General features: G+C 70.0%; 18 protein-coding genes. 13 read left to right on the top strand and 5 right to left on the bottom strand.

Going from position 1 to position 18,842, the window contains the following annotated elements:
• The first annotated feature begins 30 nt into the window (after nt 1-30).
• Entirely contained in the window at nt 31-795 is a 765-nt protein-coding gene (gene prcA / locus ABZS64_RS29905) for a proteasome subunit alpha (protein WP_355836382.1), read from the top strand.
• A 100-nt stretch (nt 796-895) separates the two neighbouring features.
• Here the strand turns inward: prcA and ABZS64_RS29900 are convergent, their stop codons facing one another.
• Together ABZS64_RS29900 and ABZS64_RS29895 are read right to left on the bottom strand one after the other, a co-directional pair.
• A complete protein-coding gene (locus tag ABZS64_RS29900; protein WP_355836379.1) occupies nt 896-1,951 on the bottom strand; it encodes a hypothetical protein in 1,056 nt (351 codons plus the stop codon).
• 67 nt (nt 1,952-2,018) lie between these two features.
• Nucleotides 2,019-3,050: a LacI family DNA-binding transcriptional regulator gene (locus tag ABZS64_RS29895; protein WP_355836377.1), complete on the bottom strand. Its 1,032-nt coding sequence runs from the start codon at nt 3,048-3,050 to the stop codon at nt 2,019-2,021.
• 128 nt (nt 3,051-3,178) lie between these two features.
• Here ABZS64_RS29895 and ABZS64_RS29890 point away from each other — a divergent pair, with 128 nt between their 5' ends.
• The 12 genes from ABZS64_RS29890 to ABZS64_RS29835 all read left to right on the top strand — a co-directional run bounded on the left by ABZS64_RS29890 (nt 3,179) and on the right by ABZS64_RS29835 (nt 15,233).
• Nucleotides 3,179-4,459: an MFS transporter gene (locus ABZS64_RS29890; RefSeq protein WP_355836375.1), complete on the top strand. Its 1,281-nt coding sequence runs from the start codon at nt 3,179-3,181 to the stop codon at nt 4,457-4,459.
• A gap of 9 nt (nt 4,460-4,468) precedes the next feature.
• On the top strand, nt 4,469-5,830 hold the full coding sequence (gene pafA / locus ABZS64_RS29885; protein ID WP_355836372.1) for a Pup--protein ligase: 1,362 nt from the start codon (nt 4,469-4,471) through the stop codon (nt 5,828-5,830).
• 109 nt (nt 5,831-5,939) lie between these two features.
• A complete protein-coding gene (locus ABZS64_RS29880; RefSeq protein WP_355836369.1) occupies nt 5,940-6,878 on the top strand; it encodes an FKBP-type peptidyl-prolyl cis-trans isomerase in 939 nt (312 codons plus the stop codon).
• A 57-nt stretch (nt 6,879-6,935) separates the two neighbouring features.
• A complete protein-coding gene (locus ABZS64_RS29875; protein WP_266478309.1) occupies nt 6,936-7,310 on the top strand; it encodes an FKBP-type peptidyl-prolyl cis-trans isomerase in 375 nt (124 codons plus the stop codon).
• Between the two features lie 112 nt (nt 7,311-7,422).
• Entirely contained in the window at nt 7,423-8,379 is a 957-nt protein-coding gene (locus ABZS64_RS29870; RefSeq protein WP_355836366.1) for a WYL domain-containing protein, read from the top strand.
• Nucleotides 8,380-8,396: 17 nt separating this feature from the next.
• Nucleotides 8,397-9,353, top strand: coding sequence for a WYL domain-containing protein (locus tag ABZS64_RS29865; RefSeq protein ID WP_355836363.1), 957 nt, complete (start codon nt 8,397-8,399; stop codon nt 9,351-9,353).
• A gap of 15 nt (nt 9,354-9,368) precedes the next feature.
• Nucleotides 9,369-9,623, top strand: a complete 255-nt coding sequence (locus ABZS64_RS29860; RefSeq protein WP_355836360.1) for a hypothetical protein — start codon at nt 9,369-9,371, stop codon at nt 9,621-9,623.
• Nucleotides 9,624-9,642: 19 nt separating this feature from the next.
• Nucleotides 9,643-9,840: a hypothetical protein gene (locus ABZS64_RS29855; RefSeq protein ID WP_355836358.1), complete on the top strand. Its 198-nt coding sequence runs from the start codon at nt 9,643-9,645 to the stop codon at nt 9,838-9,840.
• Nucleotides 9,841-10,055: 215 nt separating this feature from the next.
• Nucleotides 10,056-10,349, top strand: a complete 294-nt coding sequence (gene tatA, locus ABZS64_RS29850; RefSeq protein WP_355836355.1) for a Sec-independent protein translocase subunit TatA — start codon at nt 10,056-10,058, stop codon at nt 10,347-10,349.
• A gap of 98 nt (nt 10,350-10,447) precedes the next feature.
• Nucleotides 10,448-11,338 (top strand): twin-arginine translocase subunit TatC, encoded by an 891-nt coding sequence (tatC, locus tag ABZS64_RS29845; RefSeq protein WP_355836418.1) that lies wholly within the window; start codon nt 10,448-10,450, stop codon nt 11,336-11,338.
• A gap of 86 nt (nt 11,339-11,424) precedes the next feature.
• Complete coding sequence (locus tag ABZS64_RS29840) at nt 11,425-12,336, top strand: diacylglycerol kinase (protein ID WP_355836352.1); 912 nt, start codon at nt 11,425-11,427, stop codon at nt 12,334-12,336.
• A gap of 68 nt (nt 12,337-12,404) precedes the next feature.
• Nucleotides 12,405-15,233 (top strand): DEAD/DEAH box helicase, encoded by a 2,829-nt coding sequence (locus tag ABZS64_RS29835; protein ID WP_355836415.1) that lies wholly within the window; start codon nt 12,405-12,407, stop codon nt 15,231-15,233.
• A 64-nt stretch (nt 15,234-15,297) separates the two neighbouring features.
• Here the strand turns inward: ABZS64_RS29835 and ABZS64_RS29830 are convergent, their stop codons facing one another.
• The 3 genes from ABZS64_RS29830 to atzF form a co-directional block, all read right to left on the bottom strand.
• Complete coding sequence (locus tag ABZS64_RS29830; protein WP_355836349.1) at nt 15,298-15,693, bottom strand: nuclear transport factor 2 family protein; 396 nt, start codon at nt 15,691-15,693, stop codon at nt 15,298-15,300.
• 78 nt (nt 15,694-15,771) lie between these two features.
• Nucleotides 15,772-16,872 carry an LLM class flavin-dependent oxidoreductase gene (locus ABZS64_RS29825; protein WP_355836346.1) on the bottom strand — a complete coding sequence of 367 codons (1,101 nt, stop codon included), beginning with the start codon at nt 16,870-16,872 and terminating at the stop codon, nt 15,772-15,774.
• A 161-nt stretch (nt 16,873-17,033) separates the two neighbouring features.
• Nucleotides 17,034-18,683, bottom strand: coding sequence for an allophanate hydrolase (atzF, locus tag ABZS64_RS29820; protein WP_355836343.1), 1,650 nt, complete (start codon nt 18,681-18,683; stop codon nt 17,034-17,036).
• Nucleotides 18,684-18,842 lie beyond the last annotated feature (159 nt).

Genomic DNA, 18,842 nt, shown 5'->3' with positions numbered 1-18,842 from the left:
ATGCCACTGACAGAAAGGGACGGATAGCCGGTGTCGACGCCGTTCTATGTCTCACCCCAGCAGGCCATGGCGGACCGGGCGGAATACGCCCGCAAGGGCATTGCCCGTGGTCGCAGCCTCGTTGTGCTGCAGTACACCGACGGCATCGTCTTCGTCGGTGAGAACCCGTCCCGTGCGCTGCACAAATTCAGTGAGATCTACGACCGTATCGGCTTCGCCGCGGCCGGTAAGTACAACGAGTACGAGAACCTGCGGATCGGCGGCGTGCGCTATGCCGATCTGCGCGGATACACCTACGACCGTGACGATGTGACGGCCCGTGGGCTCGCCAATGTCTACGCCCAGACGCTGGGCACCATCTTCTCCAGTGCGGCCGAGAAGCCGTACGAGGTGGAGCTGGTCGTCGCCGAGGTCGGCGCCACCCCCGAGGGCGACCAGATCTACCGCCTGCCGCACGACGGATCGATCGTGGACGAGCACGGCTCGGTCGCTGTCGGCGGCAACGCCGAGCAGATCAGCACCTATCTCGACCAGCGGCACCGCGACGGGATGTCACTGGCGGAGGCGCTGAAGCTGGCCGTACAGGCCCTGTCCAACCAGACCAACGGCAGCGAGCGGGAGATCCCCGCGGAGCGCCTCGAAGTCGCGGTCCTGGACCGTACGCGACCGCAGCAGCGGAAGTTCAAGCGCATCGTCGGACGGCAGCTGTCCCGGCTGCTCGAAGCGGACGGTGCCGCATCGACCCCGACGGACGCGCCGTCGGACACGGAGGAGACCGAGGACGGCGGGGAGTAGCCCCGCCGGAGCCCCGGCCGCTGACGCGACTGCGCCCCGGACCGCCCGTGCGGGCCGGGGCGCAGTCGTATGCCGTGGTTCGAGGCTCTCTGTGCCCGGCTCATGGGAGTGCCCAGCGGTGGAGGCGTTCGCGGTCCCGGGTGAGCCAGCTGCCGTCGCCGAGCGGGGTCACGTCGCCGCCGACCGCCACCGGGTACCGCAGCCGCCCCAGCGGGCGCAGGGTCGCCGTGTCGCACAGCCAGTGACGGATGGACGCCGGCCGCCCCGGCAGATAGATCCGGCCGGTGACCAGGACATGCTCCGCATCGATCAGGAATGCCCCGGCGACCTCGTCGTTGTCGCGGTCCACGGCCAGCTCCCCGAGGTCGAACACCCCGGCCGGGTCGTCGGCGGTCACATCGTGGGAGGCGAGCTCGTCGCGGTCGTCGTTGTGCGCGATGCCCTCGGCGCGCCGCAGCGTGAGGACCCGGCCCTGGTCCGGCAGGAAGTCGATCACCTCGCGCATCGTGGTGCCGCCGCGGATGTGGAGCCCGTCGCGTCGGGGCTCGATCCACCACGTCGACCAGCTGTACCAGGCCGTCCAGCAGGACAGGGCGAGCAGTGAGCCGTCCGGATGCCACCGCTGCGTCACGTCCGACGAGACCGCTCCGATCGGGCGGCGGGCCCGTACCTCGCCCGTGGCGGTGTCGAGCAGGAGCAGGGTGTCCCGCGCATAGCGGTGCCGGGGCGGGTTGTCGCCGACCAGTATCGCGGCGCGCTCGTGCGTGGCGAGCGTCGGTACGAGGACGCTGACGAGGCCTCCGTCCGGGCTCACGGCGGGCCTGCCGGGCGGGCGGGGGTCGCGGTGTCCGCCGTGCCAGCGGGCGTGCGCCAGCTCCCAGCGAGTGGCTCCGTCGGGGCCGAGTGCGCGGATCCTCGTGCCCTCGGCGACGACCGCGGCACCGCCGGGCAGCGGGGCGGCGGCGGAGCACGGGGGAAGGCGCAGGCTCCGCGTGGGCGCGAGGGTGCCTGAGAGGAAGGTCTCGGCGTCGTGCAACTCCAGCCCCTCGTCGGTCCTGACGCACAGCCGCCCGCCGGGGAGAGGTGTCACGGAGCCTGCCGCGGGGGCCGTCCCGATCAGCGTCGCGTCGATCGGGCTCTCCGCCGTACTCATCATGATCGTGATCGTTCCACGGCGGGTGTCGCGGCCTCAAGGCCGCTGGGTGCGGACCATACGTACGGGTTCAGACGGCCCGGACGGGGGCCGATGAGCCGCGTACGACCAGCCGGACCGGGAGGTCGCCCTCCTCGGGGCGGCGGCCGTCGAGAACGGCGAGCAGTGCGGCCATACCGCGCTCGCCCACGCGTTCTGCGGGCAGGCTCAGCGTGGTGAGCTCCGGCTCAACGGCTGTGGCGAGCGCGAGGTCGTCGAAGCCGGTGACGGACACGTCCTCGGGCACCCGCAGGCCCACGCGGCGTACGGCCTTGCAGGCCCCGGCGGCCATGATGTCGTCGTCGCAGATGATCGCCGTGGGCCGGGGTCCGGGGGCAGCGAGCGCCCGCTCGGCGGCCTCGCGCGCGCCGCTCACCTCCAGGGGCGCGGCGACGGTCCGCACCACTGTGTCCGGCACACCGCGCAGCGCCTCGTGCAGCGCCCGCGCCCGTACGTCGAAGGTCCAGGACGAGATGGCCGAGGCGAGATGGACGAAGCGGCGGTGGCCGAGGGAGAGCAGATGGTCCGTCATCTGCCGCATGCCGTCGGCGATATCGAGATTGACGTGCGCGGCGGCGCCCGGGTCAGCCGGGTCGCTGTCGAGCATCACGAGCGGGAGATCCGTACCCCGGATGGCGTTGAGGGCCTCGGCGGCCATCGACGAGGCGATCACACCGTCGAGCGCGGCCCGTGCCGAGGCGAACGGGTCCCTGGCGGGGCCGACGCCCTCGGGGGACGGATAGAGCACCACGCCGAAGCCGTGCTCGGCGGCGACGGTGGCCGCGCCGGTGTAGACGCGGGCGAAGAACTCGTTGGTGAGGGCGGGCACCACGAGCAGCGCGGTCCTGGTCCGCCCGAGCCGCAGATTCCGCGCGGCGAGATTGGGCCGGTACCCGAGCTCACGTGCGGCGTCCCGCACCATCCCGGCGGTCCGTTCGGAGACGCGCCCGCGCCACTTCTCCCCGAGGACGAGAGAAACGGTGGCCTGCGAAACCCCGGCAACCCTGGCGACATCCCGACTGGTGGGCCGTACGCCGCCGGGCTGGGGGGACCCGTATGCCATCGATGCCGTCCTCAGCCTTCGCCGTTCACCACGCGTCCGCGGTAGACCCGCGGGCTGCCGACATGGTACGTATGAACGAGAACGTTATACGTAAAACTTCGGGTCGCGCCGGGGGAGAGAGGCAGAACATGGCCGACGGAGCCACCGGCTACGCCGACATACTCAAGGCACCGCACGCCGCGCGGCTGCTCACCGGCACGCTCATCGGGCGGCTGCCCAATGCCACCGCGTCCATCGCGATCGTCCTGTTCACCCGCGCCGAGGGCGGCAGCTACAGCCTCGCCGGCGGGCTCGCCGCCGTGTACGGCATAGCCACCGCGATAGGCCAGCCCCTCCTCGGCCGCGCCGTCGACCTGCACGGCCAGCCCCGCGTCCAGTTCCCCGCCGCCGTCGTCTCCGCCCTCGGCATGGTGCTGCTCGCCGCCGTCGGGATCGGGGCCCTGCCGCTCGCCTACGCGGCCGTCGCCGTCGCCGGCGTGTTCACGCCGCCACTCGAAGGCGGACTGCGGGCCCTGTGGCCGAGCGTCCTCGGCCGTGAGGAGCGGGTGCACCGGGCCTACGCCATGGACGCCGTCGCCCAGGAAGTGATGTTCACCGTCGGCCCGTTGCTGGTCACGGTGCTCGTCTCGCTCTGGTCGGCCGGCGCCGCGCTCCTCGTCATCAATGTCATCGGCGTCCTCGGCGCGCTCTCCGTCGTCCTGTCCGAGCCCTCACGCGGCTGGCGCTCCGCGCCCCGCGAGGCCCACTGGCTGGGCGCCCTGCGCTCGCCCGGGCTGCTCGCGCTCCTCGGTTCCTTGTTCTTCGTCGGCCTCGCGCTCGGCTCGATCACCGTCGCCGCAATCGCGTACGCCGACGATCACGGCCAGGAGTCGGTGTACGGCTGGCTGATGGCGGCCCTCGGCCTCGGCGCCCTCATCGGCGGCACGCTGTACGGCGCACGGCAGTGGGCCGGGGCCCCCGAGCGCCGGCTGCGCGCCCTCGTGGCCCTGCTCGCCCTCGGCTATCTGCCGCTCGTGCTCACCCCCGGCGTGGTCGCCATGACCGCCCTCGCCGCGCTCTCCGGCCTCTTCCTCGCACCCGCGATCGCCTGTGCCTTCATCGTGGTCGACCGGCACGCCCCGAGCGGCATGGTCACCGAGTCGTTCTCCTGGCTCGTTACCAGCTTCGGCGTCGGCGCCGCGCTCGGAACAGCCGTCGCCGGACCGGCGGTCGAGCTCGGCGGGACCGCCTGGAGCTTCGCCGTCGCGGGCGCCGGAGGCATCGCCGCATGGCTGGTTCTGATGGCCACTCAGCGGGTCCTCGCAGTTCCCGGCCGTACCAAGGACATTGCGGGCCACATCACGGGCTCATCGGAAAATGATCGAAACGGTGCTGCCGAACCCGGTTTCAGCTCAGGCCGTGAGGCGTAATGTTCAGACATGGACCGCCGCATTTTCGGGCTGGAGAACGAGTACGGCGTCACGTGCACGTTCAGGGGACAGCGCCGACTGTCACCTGACGAAGTGGCGCGCTACCTCTTCCGCCGTGTTGTCTCATGGGGCCGCAGCAGCAATGTCTTCCTGCGGAACGGCGCCCGCCTCTACCTCGACGTGGGTTCGCATCCGGAATACGCAACTCCCGAATGCGACAACGTGACCGAGCTGGTCACCCACGACAAGGCCGGCGAGCGCATTCTCGAAGGCCTGCTCGTCGACGCCGAACGCCGCCTGCACGAGGAGGGAATCGCGGGCGACGTCTATCTCTTCAAGAACAACACCGACTCGGCGGGAAACTCCTACGGCTGCCACGAGAACTATCTCGTCGCCCGCCACGGAGAGTTCTCCCGGCTCGCGGACATCCTCATCCCGTTCCTGGTAACCCGTCAGCTGCTGTGCGGCGCGGGCAAGGTGCTGCAGACCCCGCGAGGCGCGGTCTACTGCGTCAGCCAGCGCGCCGAGCACATCTGGGAGGGCGTCAGCTCAGCCACCACCCGCTCGCGCCCGATCATCAACACCCGCGACGAGCCGCACGCCGACGCCGAGCGCTACCGCCGCCTGCATGTCATCGTCGGCGACTCGAACATGTCCGAGACGACCATGCTGCTGAAGGTCGGCGCGACCGATCTCGTCCTGCGCATGATCGAGGCGGGCACCGTGATGCGCGATCTGACCCTGGAGAACCCGATCCGGGCGATCCGCGAGGTCAGCCACGACCTCACCGGCCAGCGCAAGGTGCGCCTGGCCAGCGGCCGCGAGGCCTCCGCCCTGGAGGTCCAGCGCGAGTACTACGAGAAGGCCGTGGACTTCGTCGACCGGCGCGGGATCCGCACCGGCACCGTCGAGCAGGTCCTGGAGCTCTGGGGCCGCACGCTGGACGCGATCGAGGCCGAGGACCTCGACCGGATCGGTACCGAGATCGACTGGGTCATGAAGTACAAGCTCATCGAGCGGTACCGCGCCAAGCACAACATGACCATGTCGCATCCGCGAGTGGCTCAGATAGACCTCGCGTATCACGACATCCACCGCCGCCGCGGGCTGTACTACCTGCTCGAGAAGCGAGGTCAGGCGGCCCGGATCTGCAACGACCTGAAGATCTTCGAGGGCAAGTCGGTGCCCCCGCAGACCACCAGGGCGCGGCTGCGCGGCGACTTCATCCGCCGGGCGCAGGAGCAGCGGCGGGACTTCACCGTCGACTGGGTGCACCTCAAGCTCAACGACCAGGCGCAGCGCACCGTGTTGTGCAAGGACCCCTTCCGGTCGGTCGACGACCGCGTGGAGAAGCTCATCGCAGGCATGTAGCCACGACGCGTCGGAACGCGACTCGGGCCCCGTACGTTCCTCGTGCGGGGCCCTCGGCACACCCTAGAGTGTCGGGCAACTACTGTGCCGTCTGAGATCTGAGGAACACGTGCGCCGACTAGCCGGCCTTCTCGTCGTCCCCCTGCTGCTGCTGTCGGCAGTGGCGTGCGGCAGCGACAACAAGGACTCCGACTCCACCTCGTCCGGCGGGCTGCCCGCCATCACCGCGGGTGCCAAGTTCGGCGAGAAGCCGACCCTGGCGAAGGGTGAGGGTGATCCGCCCAAGGAGTTGAAGGTCGAGGTGATCAGCGAGGGCAAGGGCGCGAAGCTGAAGAAGGGCGACCAGGCCAAGGTCAACTACCTCGGCCAGATGTGGGACTCCGACAAGCCCTTCGACAACAGCTTCGACCGTGGCCAGCCCTTCGACGTGTCGATCGGCGGCGGCGGTGTCATCGAGGGCTGGCAGAAGGCCCTCGACGGCCAGAAGGTCGGCAGCCGTCTCGAGGTGTCGATCCCGCCGGCGCTGGGCTACGGCGCCCAGGGTCAGGGCGACATCAAGCCCAACGCCACGCTGGTGTTCGTCATGGACATCGTGAAGGCCACCGTCGTCCCCCTCTCCGCCAAGGGCACCGAGGTCGCCCAGGACAACATCGACCTGCCGAAGGTGGGCACCAACACCGACGGCAAGGCCCCCTCGATGACCTTCCCCAAGAAGGCCGACCCGCCCACGAAGCTCGTCTCGAACTATGTGATCGAAGGCTCGGGCCCGGTGCTCACGGCCAAGGACTCCGTCGTCGTGAAGTACGAGGCCTTCCTCTGGGCCGGCGGCAAGAAGTTCGACAGCACCTACGACGCGGGCAAGACCCAGACCTTCCCGCTGGCGCAGGTGACGCTCAAGGGCCTCAAGGACGGGATCATCGGCAAGAAGCTCGGCAGCCGTGTGCTGCTGGTCATCCCGCCGGACCAGGCCTTCGGGGCCAAGGAGACGCAGGGCATTCCGAAGAACTCCACGCTGGTCTTCTCGCTGGACCTTCTGACAAAGGCGTAGGGGCAAAGGTGTAAGACTGTCCTGGTTGCCCCGTTCATCATTTAGAGGAGCAGTTCAGTGAGCATCGAGAAGCCCGAGATCGACTTCCCGGGTGGCGAGCCGCCGGCCGACCTGGAGATCAAGGACATCTGGGAGGGCGACGGCCCGGTGGCCAAGGCGGGCGACACCGTCTCCGTCCACTACGTGGGCGTGGCCTTCTCCACCGGCGAGGAGTTCGACGCTTCGTGGAACCGCGGCACCCCGCTGCAGTTCCAGCTCGGTGTCGGCCAGGTCATCTCCGGCTGGGACCAGGGCGTGCAGGGCATGAAGGTCGGCGGCCGCCGCCAGCTGATCATCCCCGCGCACCTCGCGTACGGCGACCGCGGCGCCGGCGGCGGAGCCATCGCCCCGGGCGAGACGCTGATCTTCGTGTGCGACCTGGTCGCCGTCTGATCACGTACGGACAGTAAGAGGGCCCATGCCGGTCGGCATGGGCCCTCGGCTTTGCCCCGACACCCCGGGGCGGTACGGTCGACGATCAGAAGCACTGTGAGGAAGGGCGTCGATGGCCATTGCCAAGGCCGAGCGGTTGATGAACCTGGCGCTGTGCCTGCTGGGGACTCGCCGCCCGCTCAGCAAGCGCGAGCTGCGCGAGTCCATCGAGGCCTATCTGGAGGCCGGTTCCGACGACTCCTTCAACCGGATGTTCGAGCGCGACAAGGACGACTTGCGTGAACTCGGCCTGGTCATCGAGACGGTGGAGAACCTCGACGGTGAAACCGGCTATCTCGCCCGCCGCGACTCCAACCGCCTGCCGGCCATCACGCTCGACGCCGAAGAGGCCGCAGCACTCGGCCTCGCGGCCAAGGTCTGGCAGCAGGCGCGCCTCGCCGGGGCCGCCACCGGCGCCCTGCAGAAGCTGCGCGCGGCCGGCATGCCCGAGGCCGAGGACTCGTACGAGGCGCAGCACAGCGCCCTCGAACCCCGAATCCCCGTCCACGAGGCGGCTTTTGAGCCGCTGATGCTCGCCTGCCGCGACCGTCGGCCCGTCATCTTCGACTACCGCAAGGCGAACGCCGCACGCCCCGAGCAGCGCCATGTCGAACCGTGGACCCTCGAATGCTGGCGCGGCCACTGGTATCTGGCGGGCTGGGACCGCGACCGCGGCGCCGAACGGGTCTTCAGGCTCTCGCGCATCACCGGCCGAGTCCGCTCGCGCGCCGGCTCCTTCACCGCGCCCGTGCCCGATGTTGTGACCGTCCGTGAGACCGTCGAGACCTGGGCCGGGGAGACCGCGACCCGCTCCGCGCGGATCCGGCTGCGCACCGGCAGCGGTTATCCGCTGCGCTCCAGGGCCAAGTCCATACGGGAACTGGGGGAGGGCTGGGACGAGTTGGAGATTCCGTACGGACACGGGCTCGACGCCTGGCTCGTGGAGTTCGGCCCGGACGTCGTCGTACTGGAGCCCGCGGATCTGCGGGCCGATGTGGTGGACCGGCTGCGCGCCGTGGCCAAGGGCTGAGGGGGACTCGTACAACCATGGCCGCCAATGCCATTGACCAGACCCGGCGGATGCTCTCGCTGGTGACGTATCTGCGGGAGCGCCCCGGCGCGCGCGTCGGCGACGTCGCCCGGGCCTTCGGGATCACCGAGGACGAGCTGATCTCCGACCTCGACGTACTGCCCATGTGCGGGACCAGCTTCCGCGGCGGCGATCTGCTCGACATCGACACCGACGGTGACCGCATCTGGTGGCACAACCCCGACGATGTCGCCGAGCCGCTGCGGCTGGCGGCCGACGAGGCGACCGCGCTGCTGGTCGCAGCGCGTGCCGTGGCCACGCTGCCCGGACTGCGCGAGAGCGACCGGCAGGCACTGCTGCGGGCCACCGCCAAGCTGGAGACCGCCGCGGGTGAGGTGGCCGGGGCCAGCTCCCGGCTGTCGGTCACTTTCGAGTCCGAGGGCGGTGTCTTCGCCGAGGTCGACCGGGCGATCTCGGAGCGGCGCAGGCTGTGGCTGAAGTACTACTCGCCCGCGCGCGACGAGCTCACCGAGCGCGAGGTCGACCCGATCCGGCTGTTCGCCGTGGGACATACGTACATGGAGGCCTGGTGCCGTCTCTCCGAGGCGCGCCGGACCTTCCGGCTCGACCGGGTGGCGGAGATCAGGCTGCTCGACGCACCCGCCGCGCCGCCCGAGATCGAGCTGCGTGATCTTTCGGAGGGCCTGGTCCAGCCGTCCGCCGACGATCCCGACGTGGTGGTCGAGGTCGGCCCCGGCGGGCGATGGGTCGCGGAGTACTACCCGCACGACAGCGCGGAGGAGCTGCCCGACGGCGGGCTGCGCATCACGCTGCGTACGCCTGCTCCCGCCTCGCTGCGACGGCTCGCCCTGCGGCTGGGGCAGGACGGGCGGATCGTCTCGCCGCGGGATCTGGCGGACAGCGCCCGGCAGGCGGCGCGTGAGGCGCTCGAGGCCTATGACGGTCAGGAATAAGGAGATCTGCGCCAGATGTCCCTGATGTCTTCCATTCCGGCCCAGGTGGGCCCGGTCCTCTTCAAGGCCGCGTGCCCCGAGTGCCGGGCCCGCTTCGAGCTCTCGGCGGGGGCGCTGCGACTGGCCATCGGCGCCAGCCGTCGCACCACCTTCTACTCCTTCACCTGTCCCGAGTGCGACACGGCCGTGCGCAAGCCGGCCGGGGAACGCATCGTCGAACTCCTCACCGGCGGCGGAGTGCGGACGCTGCGCCTGCACTCCACCGTCTAGAACGGTCTAGGCTCTGCGCATGTTCTGGCCCATGCTCGCCATCGCCCTCGGCTTCCTCGGGATCGCCGTGCTCGGAATCCTCGGCATCCGGGTCTTCGTCGAGGCCCAGCGCCTGGGGCGTGAGGTGGCCAGCACCACCGAGCGGATCAACCGCGCGGCGGAGGATCTGGAGCATGCTGCGACCGATCTGGCCCGTACCGGTGAAGGGCTGAGCTAGCGCGGGTGCACTCTGACGCGCCGGTGGGCCGGGCGGTAGGCTGATAGGTGGCGGCAACAGGCAATGAGGCGCCGGCCGCAACGGGAGTATGCAAGGGGATTGCCCTGCGTTTACCCGTGAGAGTTACGATCGCAGCCGGTCGCGGCTCGGACACACGTCCACCGCGATCAGCAGCTCAGCCCCATGCCGCCTCGGTGAGAAGGTAGACACCAGTTATGTTCCGACAGATCGGTCCCCTCGAGATCAGTCTCATTCTCCTCGTCGTCGTGCTGCTCTTCGGGGCCAAGAAGCTTCCCGAGATGGCCCGTTCGCTGGGCAAGTCGGCCCGGATCCTCAAGAGCGAGGCCAAGGCGATGAAGTCGGAGGGTCAGCCGGCTGCCACCCCTGCCGACCCGCCGCAGGACCCGGCCCAGGGTCAGGCCGCTCCTCGGACGATCCAGGCGTCGCCCGGCGATGTGACGAGCGCTCGCCCCGTGACCGAGCCGACCGACACCACCCCCCAGCGCTGACCCCAAGGCTGCCCGCAGCGGCCTGCCGCACGAGATGAGGACGTGGGTTGCTCAAGCCTGCCCGCTCTAATCAGAAGGAGAAGGACCCCGAGGGGCGGATGCCGCTCGCGGACCATCTGCGTGAGCTGCGCAACCGGCTTGCGAAGGCGATGCTGGCGGTCACGATCGCGTCCGTCGTGGCCGCGTTCTACAGCCAGGACCTGATGCGGATCCTGGCCTCGCCAGTCCACGCATGTGCACCGGGACAGCTCGAGACCGGCGGCAAGTGCGCCACGATCGTGTACACCGACCTGCTGTCCCCGTTCACCACCACGGTGAAGGTGGTCATGATGGCGGGCATCATCGCGGCCTGCCCGGTCTGGCTGTACCAGCTGTGGGCCTTTGTGGCCCCGGGCCTGCACAAGAACGAGAAGAAGTACACGTACTTCTTCGCCGCCGCAGCCGTTCCGCTCTTCGGCGCCGGTGCCTACCTCGCGTTCGTGATCATGCCGGTGAGCATGAAGGTGCTGCTGAGCATCACCCCGGACACCGCAGCGAACTTCCTCGAGGTCGACAAGATCCTGGACTTCGCCGTCCGGATGGTGCTGATCTTCGGCTTCTCCTTCGAGCTGCCGCTGCTGCTGGTCATGCTGAATACGGCCGGAGTGGTCACCGGAAGCCGGATGGCCGGCTGGTGGCGCGGTGTTGTCATGGGCATCTTCATCTTCGGTGCCGTGGCCACCCCGTCCACCGACCCCCTGGGCATGATCGCGCTGGCGGGACCGATCATCGTCCTGTACTTCATGGCGGTCGGCATCGCCCTGCTCAACGACAAGCGGCGGCGCCGCAACGACACCGATGCCGAGCTGGACGACGACGAGGCGTCCGACCTCGACCTCGCCCCCGAGGACATCGGGGCGATCGAGTCCGTACCGGCCAGCCGTGCCCTGCCCGAGCAGGCGGACGGCAGTCGGTCGGAGCGGCTCAACGGTTACGACGACATCACCTGACACGCGAACCAGGCGTGGACAGGAGCGAGGGGCCGGATGGAATCCATCCGGCCCCTTTGCGTGGGCAGTGCAGTACCCTCGCGCGGGTGACCAGCGAGATCACCCTCTTCGTCAATCCCACCGCGGGCCGCGGCCGTGGCGCACACGCCGCGCAGCCCGCCGCCCGTGCCCTGCGCGAGGCCGGATTCTCCGTACGCACGGTCCTCGGCGAGGATGCCGACGACGCCCTGCGGCGGGCGCGGGAAGCGGTCGCCGGCGGAACCGGGGCTCTCGTTTCCGTCGGTGGCGACGGGATGATGTCGCTCGCCCTGCAGGCCGTCGCCGGCACCCGGACGCCGCTCGGCGTGGTCGCCGTCGGGACCGGCAATGACTTCGCCCGCGCTCTCGGGCTGCCCGTACGCGACCCGTCGGCCGCCGGGCGCCTGGTCGCCGATGCGCTCAAGGGCGACCGGATACGGGAGGTGGATCTGGGGCGCGTGGGGGAGAAGTGGTTCGGGACCATCCTCGCCTCCGGCTTCGACTCGCGGGTCAACGACCGGGGCAACCGGATGCGGTGGCCCAGCGGACGCTTCAAGTACGACCTGGCGATGGTCGCCGAGCTGGCGGCCTTCAAACCCATCCCGTACCGGATCACCCTCGACGACGGAGAGGTCCGGGAGATCGAGGCCACCCTTGTCGCTGTGGGCAACGGCTCCTCGTACGGCGGCGGCATGCGGATCTGCTCCGGCGCCCGCATGGACGACGGACTCTTCGATGTGACGGTGGTCGGCGACTGTACGCGTACAACCCTGCTCAGGGTGTTTCCGCAGGTCTACAAGGGAACGCACCTCAACCACCCCAAGGTGAGCACCTACCGTGTCCGGACGATCACGCTCCAGGCCGACGGGGTCACGGGATACGCCGACGGTGAGCCGCTGGGTGCACTGCCGCTGACGGCCGAGTGCGTGCCCGGTGCGGTGCGGGTACTGGCCCCGATCGATTCCCCGGACAGGGCCTAGAGGGTGCTTGCCCCGGTCAATTAAAGATCGCCTCACTGTCAGAGGCGGCGGGTAGGCTCGTGAGCAAGATGACCGAGGACCTCTCTCCCGCCGAGCGCTACGCCGCCGCCCGCATCCGCGCTGTTGAGGAGGCCACTGCGCTGGCCCCCTTCCGCGCGATGTACGAATTCGACCTGGACCCCTTCCAGATCGAAGCCTGTCAGGCCCTGGAGGCCGGCAAGGGCGTGCTCGTCGCCGCGCCCACCGGCTCCGGCAAGACCATCGTCGGCGAATTCGCCGTCCATCTGGCCCTTGAGCAGGGCCGCAAATGCTTCTACACCACGCCGATCAAGGCTCTGTCCAACCAGAAGTACACCGACCTGGCCAAGCGGTACGGGTCGGAGAAGGTCGGCCTGCTCACCGGCGACAACAGCGTCAACTCCGAAGCGCCCGTGGTCGTGATGACCACCGAGGTGCTGCGCAACATGCTGTACGCGGGCTCGCAGTCGCTGCTCGGCCTCGGCTATGTGGTGATGGACGAGGTGCACTACCTGTCCGACCGCTTTCGCGGGGCCGTGTGGGAGGAAGTGATCATTCACCTCCCTCCGTCGGTGACGCTGGTGTCCCTGTCGGCGACCGTGTCCAATGCCGAGGAGTTCGGCGACTGGCTGGACACCGTCCGCGGCGACACCGAGGTCATCGTCGCCGAGGAACGGCCCGTGCCGCTGTGGCAGCACGTCATGGCCGGCCGCCGGATGTACGACCTCTTCGAGGAGGAGACCGACCACGGCGGCCGCGGCGCCGGACGGCGCGAGGTCAACCCCGATCTCGTCCGCCTCGCGCGGATGGAGAACCAGCGTACGTACAACCCCAAGGACCGCCGCCGCGGAAAGATGGTGCGCGAGGCGGACCGGGAGCGCGAGCGGCGTCAGCGCAGCCGGATCTGGACACCGGGACGGCCCGAGGTCATCGAACGGCTGGATGCGGAAGGGCTGTTGCCCGCCATCACCTTCATCTTCAGCCGCGCGGGCTGCGAGGCCGCCGTACAGCAGTGCCTGTACGCGGGACTGCGGCTGAACGACGACGCGGCGCGGGCGAGGGTGCGCGAGATCGTCGAGGCGCGGACCGCCTCCATCCCGTCCGAGGACCTCCATGTCCTCGGCTATTACGAGTGGTTGGAAGGACTTGAGCGGGGCATCGCCGCACACCACGCGGGCATGCTGCCGACCTTCAAGGAGGTCGTCGAAGAGCTCTTCGTCCGCGGTCTGGTGAAGGCCGTCTTCGCGACCGAGACCCTTGCGCTCGGCATCAACATGCCTGCTCGCTCTGTGGTGTTGGAGAAGCTCGTCAAATGGAACGGCGAGCAGCACGCCGACATCACCCCCGGTGAGTACACCCAGCTCACCGGACGGGCCGGGCGGCGCGGCATCGACGTCGAGGGCCATGCGGTGGTGCTGTGGCAGCGGGCCATGGATCCCGTCGGGCTCGCCGGACTCGCGGGCACCCGCACCTACCCTCTGCGCTCCAGCTTCAGGCCCTCGTACAACATGGCCGTCAATCTTGTGCAGCAGTTCGGGCGGCACCGCTCGCGCGAGCTGCTCGAGACGTCGTTCGCGCAGTTCCAGGCGGACAAGTCCGTCGTCGGCATCTCCCGCCAGGTCCAGCGGAACGAAGAGGGGCTCGAGGGCTACCGCGAGGGCATGACCTGCCACTTGGGGGACTTCGAGGAGTACGCGCGGCTGCGCCGCGACCTCAAGGACCGCGAGACGGAACTGGCCAAGCAGGGAGCGGCCCAGCGCCGGGCGGCCGCCGCCTCCTCGCTGGAGAAGCTGAAGCCGGGCGATGTCATCCATGTCCCGACCGGCAAGTTCGCGGGGCTCGCGCTCGTCCTCGACCCGGGGATTCCGGCGGGACGGAGCAACGGACACCGCGGATTCGAGCATCACGACGGTCCGCGGCCGCTGGTGCTGACCGCCGAACGGCAGGTCAAGCGGCTGGCGTCGATGGACTTCCCGGTTCCGGTCGAGGCGCTGGAACGGATGCGGATTCCCAAGTCCTTCAATCCGCGCTCCCCGCAGTCCCGCCGCGATCTGGCCTCCGCACTGCGGACGAAGGCCGGGCACATCGCGCCCGAGCGGCACCGCAAGGGGCGGGCGGCCGCCGCCGACGACCGCGAGATCGCGCGACTGCGCACGGAGCTGCGGGCGCATCCCTGCCACGGCTGCGACGAGCGCGAGGACCATGCGCGGTGGGCGGAGCGTTACCACCGGCTGCAGCGGGACACGTACCAGCTGGAGCGTCGTATCGAAGGCCGGACGAACACCATCGCGCGTACCTTCGACCGGATCGTGGCGCTGCTGACCGAGCTGGACTATCTGCGCGGCGACGAGGTCACCGAGCACGGAAAGCGGCTCGCCCGGTTGTACGGAGAGCTGGATCTGCTGGCGAGCGAATGCCTGCGCGACGGTGTGTGGGAGGGGCTCAGCCCGGCCGAACTGGCGGCATGTGTCTCGGCGTTGGTGTACGAGTCGCGCCAGTCGGACGATGCGGTCGCACCCAAGGTCCCGGCGGGGCAGGCGAAGGCCGCGCTCGGCGAGATGGTCCACATCTGGGGGCGTCTCGACGCGCTGGAGGAAGAGTTCAAGATCAACCAGGCGGAGGGTGTCGGACAGCGCGAGCCCGACCTCGGCTTTGCCTGGGCCGCGTATCAGTGGGCCTCGGACAGGTCCCTGGATGAGGTGCTGCGTGAGGCGGGAATGCCCGCGGGTGACTTCGTACGGTGGTCGAAGCAGGTCATCGATGTGCTCGGGCAGATCGCGGCGGCGGCGCCGCGGGAGGGCAGCACGGTCGCGAAGAACGCGCGCAGGGCGGTCGACGCGCTGCTGCGCGGTGTGGTGGCGTACAGCTCGGTCGGCTGACCGGCCGGAACGCGCGACGGCCCCGTTCACCGCTTTCGGCGGCGGACGGGGCCGAAGTGCCCGGTCAGCTCCAGAACTTGTCTTCCTCGTCTATGTCCTCGGTGCACTGGTCGATGTCGGTGATCTTGCCGCCGACGATCGTGAAGAAGAGACCCTCGCGGATCTCGATGCCGATGTCGCCCCGGTCGGCCCGGGCCGTGTGGAAGGACATGACATGCCCGCGCCCGTCGGCCATGACCGCTTCGAGTTCGACCTGCATGCTGCCGTTGGTCTCCTCGCCCAGGCGCCGGTAAAACCCGAGAACGGCATCGCGGCCCTTGTGGTGCCCGGATAGCGGGTTGTTTCCGGGCACGTGATGGACGACATCCGTCGTCATCAAGGAGCCGAGTGTCTCCATGTCACCTGTTCCGAACGCTGCGTAGCCCCGGCGTACCAGGGCGCTGTCCGGGTGTTCGGCCATAGCGGATCACACCTTCCGTCCCCATAATTCCCTCTTTGCTCCATCTTCCGCCGGGTGTGGAGGGCTGTCCACGCAGAGTCAGGCCGCGGCCTTCGCCGCGTCGCGCTTGGCGACCTCCTCGCGCACGATCGGGATCACATGGCGGCCGAAGTCGATCGCGTCGTCCAGCAGGTCGTAGCCGCGGGCGGAGAGGATCTCGACCCCGAGGTCGTAGTAGTCGAGCAGCGCCTGCGCGACTGTCTCGGGCGTGCCAACGAGCGCGGTGGAGTTGCCCGCGCCACCCGTCTCGGCGGCGGTCGGGGTCCACAGCGCCCGGTCGTGACGCTCGCCCCGGTCCGCGACGGCGAGCAGGCGCTGGGAGCCCGCGTTCTCCGGGTTCTTGAGCGGGTGGCGACGGCTGAGCTGAGCGCCCGCCTTGCGCGCCTTGATCCGGTCGAGGGTGCGGTGCGCCTTCTCCCAGGCGAGTTCCTCGGTCGGCGCGATGATCGGCCGGAACGCTACCTGGATCTTGGGTACGTCGCTGCGGCCCGCGGCCTTCGCGGCCGCCTTCACCGACTCGATCTGCTGCGCGGTCTCGGCGAGGGGCTCGCCCCACAGGCAGTAGATGTCCGCCTCGGCGCCGCCGGCCGCGTACGCCGCGGACGATGAACCGCCGAACGAGACGCGTGGATGCGGCTGTTGTACGGGGAAGGTGTCGCTGACGAAATCGCTGAAGCGGTAGTGCGTGCCCTCGTGATCGAAGGGCTCATGGCTCGTCCAGGCCTTCTTGATGATCTGGATGGCCTCGCGGGTACGGGCGTAGCGCTCGTGCTTCGTGAGGAAGTCGCCCTCGCGCTGCTGCTCGTGGTCGTTGCCGCCGGTGATGAAGTGGACGGCGAGACGGCCGTCGCTGATGCGGTCGAGGGTGGCGAAGGTCTTCGCCGCGAACGTCGGGTACGAGACGTTCGGGCGGTGCGCGACGAGGATCTGGAGCCTGTCGGTACGGGCGGCGATGTACGCGGCGGCGGGGGAGGGGTCGGGCGAGCCCGATCCGTACGCGAACAGGACGCGGTCCCAGCCGTGGTCCTCGTGGGCGCGGGCGAGCTTGAGCGTGTACTCCTTGTCGAAGGACGGGCCGGACCGGGGCGTGACTTCGGAGCCTTCATTGGTTGCTGCGATGCCGAGGAACTCGACGGGCATGGTGCGGCCTCATATCTCGTGCCGGGATGGTGGTCTCCTGTGCTGGTGCCGTCAGAGGCAACACGAGGCGGACCACACTCGACCGAAGTCGATGTGGTCGCGGGTGACCAGCCGCAGCCGAGGACGCATCTGCTCAGTGGAACAGGTGTGTTGGGGCCGAGTCAACTGTTTCTGTACGCACGCCAGCCGCCGTACTCGGTGATGTCCTCGGCGTCGTAGAGCGCGCTCGGTTCGCACAGGAAACCGGGCGTGGTGGTGCCGTCGGCAAGCTCCACCCGGCCGATCGCCATGGGGCGGGGGAGGGCTGCGGTGAGCGCGCCGAGGCCCTCCGGGGGCAGTTCCCAGATCTCGGCCTCGATCTTCCGGCCGCCGCTTTCGCCGGTGCCCACGTGGACGAGGCCCGGCTTGGGCGGGTCGGTGCGCAGGGCGAAGAGGCGGTAGGCGGGGGCGGTCGTGGTGGTGGCGGTCAACCTGGCGCCGAGGGCTAGGAGTTGGTGGTTGAGGGGCTGGCCGCTGAGGTGGGCGCCGACGACGGTGAGACGGGCGGGCGGGGTGAGACGGGCCGCGATCCGCGCGAGGCGGTCGTCGGAACCGGCGGGGCCGACCAGCATCACGCCGAACGGGCGGCCGTCCACCTCGCCCGCGGGAACGGCGACGGCGGCGAGGTCGAAGAGGTTGGTGGAGTTGGTGAACCGGCCGAGCCGGGTGTTTGCCCCGACCGGATCGGCGGCGACCTCGGCGAGGGTGGGGTGACCGGCGGCGGTCGGCAGCAGAAGCGCGTCCGCATCCGTCCTTGCCAGGGCCGCCATGGCGCGGGCGCGGAGGTCGGCGAGGCGGGCCTGATCGGCGAACAGCCGGTGGGCGGGGATGTCGCGGGCGCCGCGGATGATGGCGGCAACGGTGGGATCGAGATCGGGTGTCGCCTTGTCGACGAATTCCCCTACAGCGGTGTAGCGCTCGGCGACGAACGCGCCCTCGTAGAGCATCGCGGCGGCCTCGGTGAAGGGGCTGAGGTCGATGGGCGCGAGCTGGGCCCCGGCCTCGGCGAGGCGCTGAGCTGCCGCTTCGTACGCCTCGGCCCAGCCCTCGTCCATCGGCCCGAGCTGCTCGGCCTGCGGCACGGCGACCCGCCAGGGGCCGGGAATGCGGTCCGGGGCCGCGCGGCCCGGCGGCGTTGCGACGAGGGCGAGGGCGAGCTCCGCCTCGGGGAGCGTACGGGCGAAGACGCTCACGCAGTCGAGACTGGCGCAGGCCGGGACCACGCCGTCGGTGGGTACGAGGCCGCGGGTCGGCTTCAGACCGACGATCCCGTTGAAGGCGGCGGGGACACGGCCGGAGCCCGCGGTGTCCGTGCCGAGCGCGATGTCGGCGATGCCGAGGGCGACAGCGACGGCGGATCCGGAGCTTGATCCGCCGGATACATGGGTGGGGTGGGCGGCGCTGCTGACCGCCCCGTACGGCGAACGCGTGCCGACGAGGCCGGTGGCGAACTGGTCCATGTTCGTGCTCCCCAGCACGACGGCACCGGCGGACCTGAGCCGGGCGACGGCGGGGGAGTCGGCGGGCGGGTCGTACGCGTAGGAGGGGCAGCCGGCGGTGGTGGGGATGCCGTGGACGTCGATGTTCCCCTTGACGGCGAGGGTGCGCCCGGCGAGGGGGAGGTGTGCACCGGCGGCCAGGCGCCTGTCGATGTCACGGGCGTCCGCCTCCACGTCGGCGCGGGACCGGAGGCCGATCCAGATGTCGGGGCGGGAGGCGCGCTCGATGAGGTCGTAGGCACCGCGGACGCGGGTGAGGGCGGGGGTGGGCATGGGGCGGCTCCTTGGGGGTGCGAGACGGGGCGGCGGCGCGGGCGTCCGGGGCACGACCCCCGACGCGGCGTGAGCGGGTTCGTGGCTGGCGTGGGCCAGGGGGCGTTGGTGGTTGCTGCCGGTGGTGGGTTTCGCGGGCAAACCGCACAGGCGGCTCAG

This window comes from Streptomyces sp. NPDC005408 (assembly GCF_040606445.1).
In the GTDB taxonomy this organism is placed as follows: domain Bacteria; phylum Actinomycetota; class Actinomycetes; order Streptomycetales; family Streptomycetaceae; genus Streptomyces.
Note: the sequence above shows the minus strand (reverse complement) of the source record. Positions and strands in the feature narration are given on the sequence as shown.

Coding starts and splice junctions, on each gene's coding strand:
- ABZS64_RS29830 (WP_355836349.1), bottom strand. CDS start 15,693: ATGGCCGAACACCCGGACAGCGCCCTGGTACGCCGGGGCTACGCAGCG.
- ABZS64_RS29860 (WP_355836360.1), top strand. CDS start 9,369: ATGTCCCTGATGTCTTCCATTCCGGCCCAGGTGGGCCCGGTCCTCTTC.
- ABZS64_RS29890 (WP_355836375.1), top strand. CDS start 3,179: ATGGCCGACGGAGCCACCGGCTACGCCGACATACTCAAGGCACCGCAC.
- ABZS64_RS29895 (WP_355836377.1), bottom strand. CDS start 3,050: ATGGCATACGGGTCCCCCCAGCCCGGCGGCGTACGGCCCACCAGTCGG.
- pafA (WP_355836372.1), top strand. CDS start 4,469: ATGGACCGCCGCATTTTCGGGCTGGAGAACGAGTACGGCGTCACGTGC.
- ABZS64_RS29825 (WP_355836346.1), bottom strand. CDS start 16,872: ATGCCCGTCGAGTTCCTCGGCATCGCAGCAACCAATGAAGGCTCCGAA.
- ABZS64_RS29855 (WP_355836358.1), top strand. CDS start 9,643: ATGTTCTGGCCCATGCTCGCCATCGCCCTCGGCTTCCTCGGGATCGCC.
- ABZS64_RS29870 (WP_355836366.1), top strand. CDS start 7,423: ATGGCCATTGCCAAGGCCGAGCGGTTGATGAACCTGGCGCTGTGCCTG.
- tatA (WP_355836355.1), top strand. CDS start 10,056: ATGTTCCGACAGATCGGTCCCCTCGAGATCAGTCTCATTCTCCTCGTC.
- ABZS64_RS29865 (WP_355836363.1), top strand. CDS start 8,397: ATGGCCGCCAATGCCATTGACCAGACCCGGCGGATGCTCTCGCTGGTG.
- ABZS64_RS29900 (WP_355836379.1), bottom strand. CDS start 1,951: ATGATGAGTACGGCGGAGAGCCCGATCGACGCGACGCTGATCGGGACG.
- tatC (WP_355836418.1), top strand. CDS start 10,448: ATGCCGCTCGCGGACCATCTGCGTGAGCTGCGCAACCGGCTTGCGAAG.
- atzF (WP_355836343.1), bottom strand. CDS start 18,683: ATGCCCACCCCCGCCCTCACCCGCGTCCGCGGTGCCTACGACCTCATC.
- ABZS64_RS29835 (WP_355836415.1), top strand. CDS start 12,405: ATGACCGAGGACCTCTCTCCCGCCGAGCGCTACGCCGCCGCCCGCATC.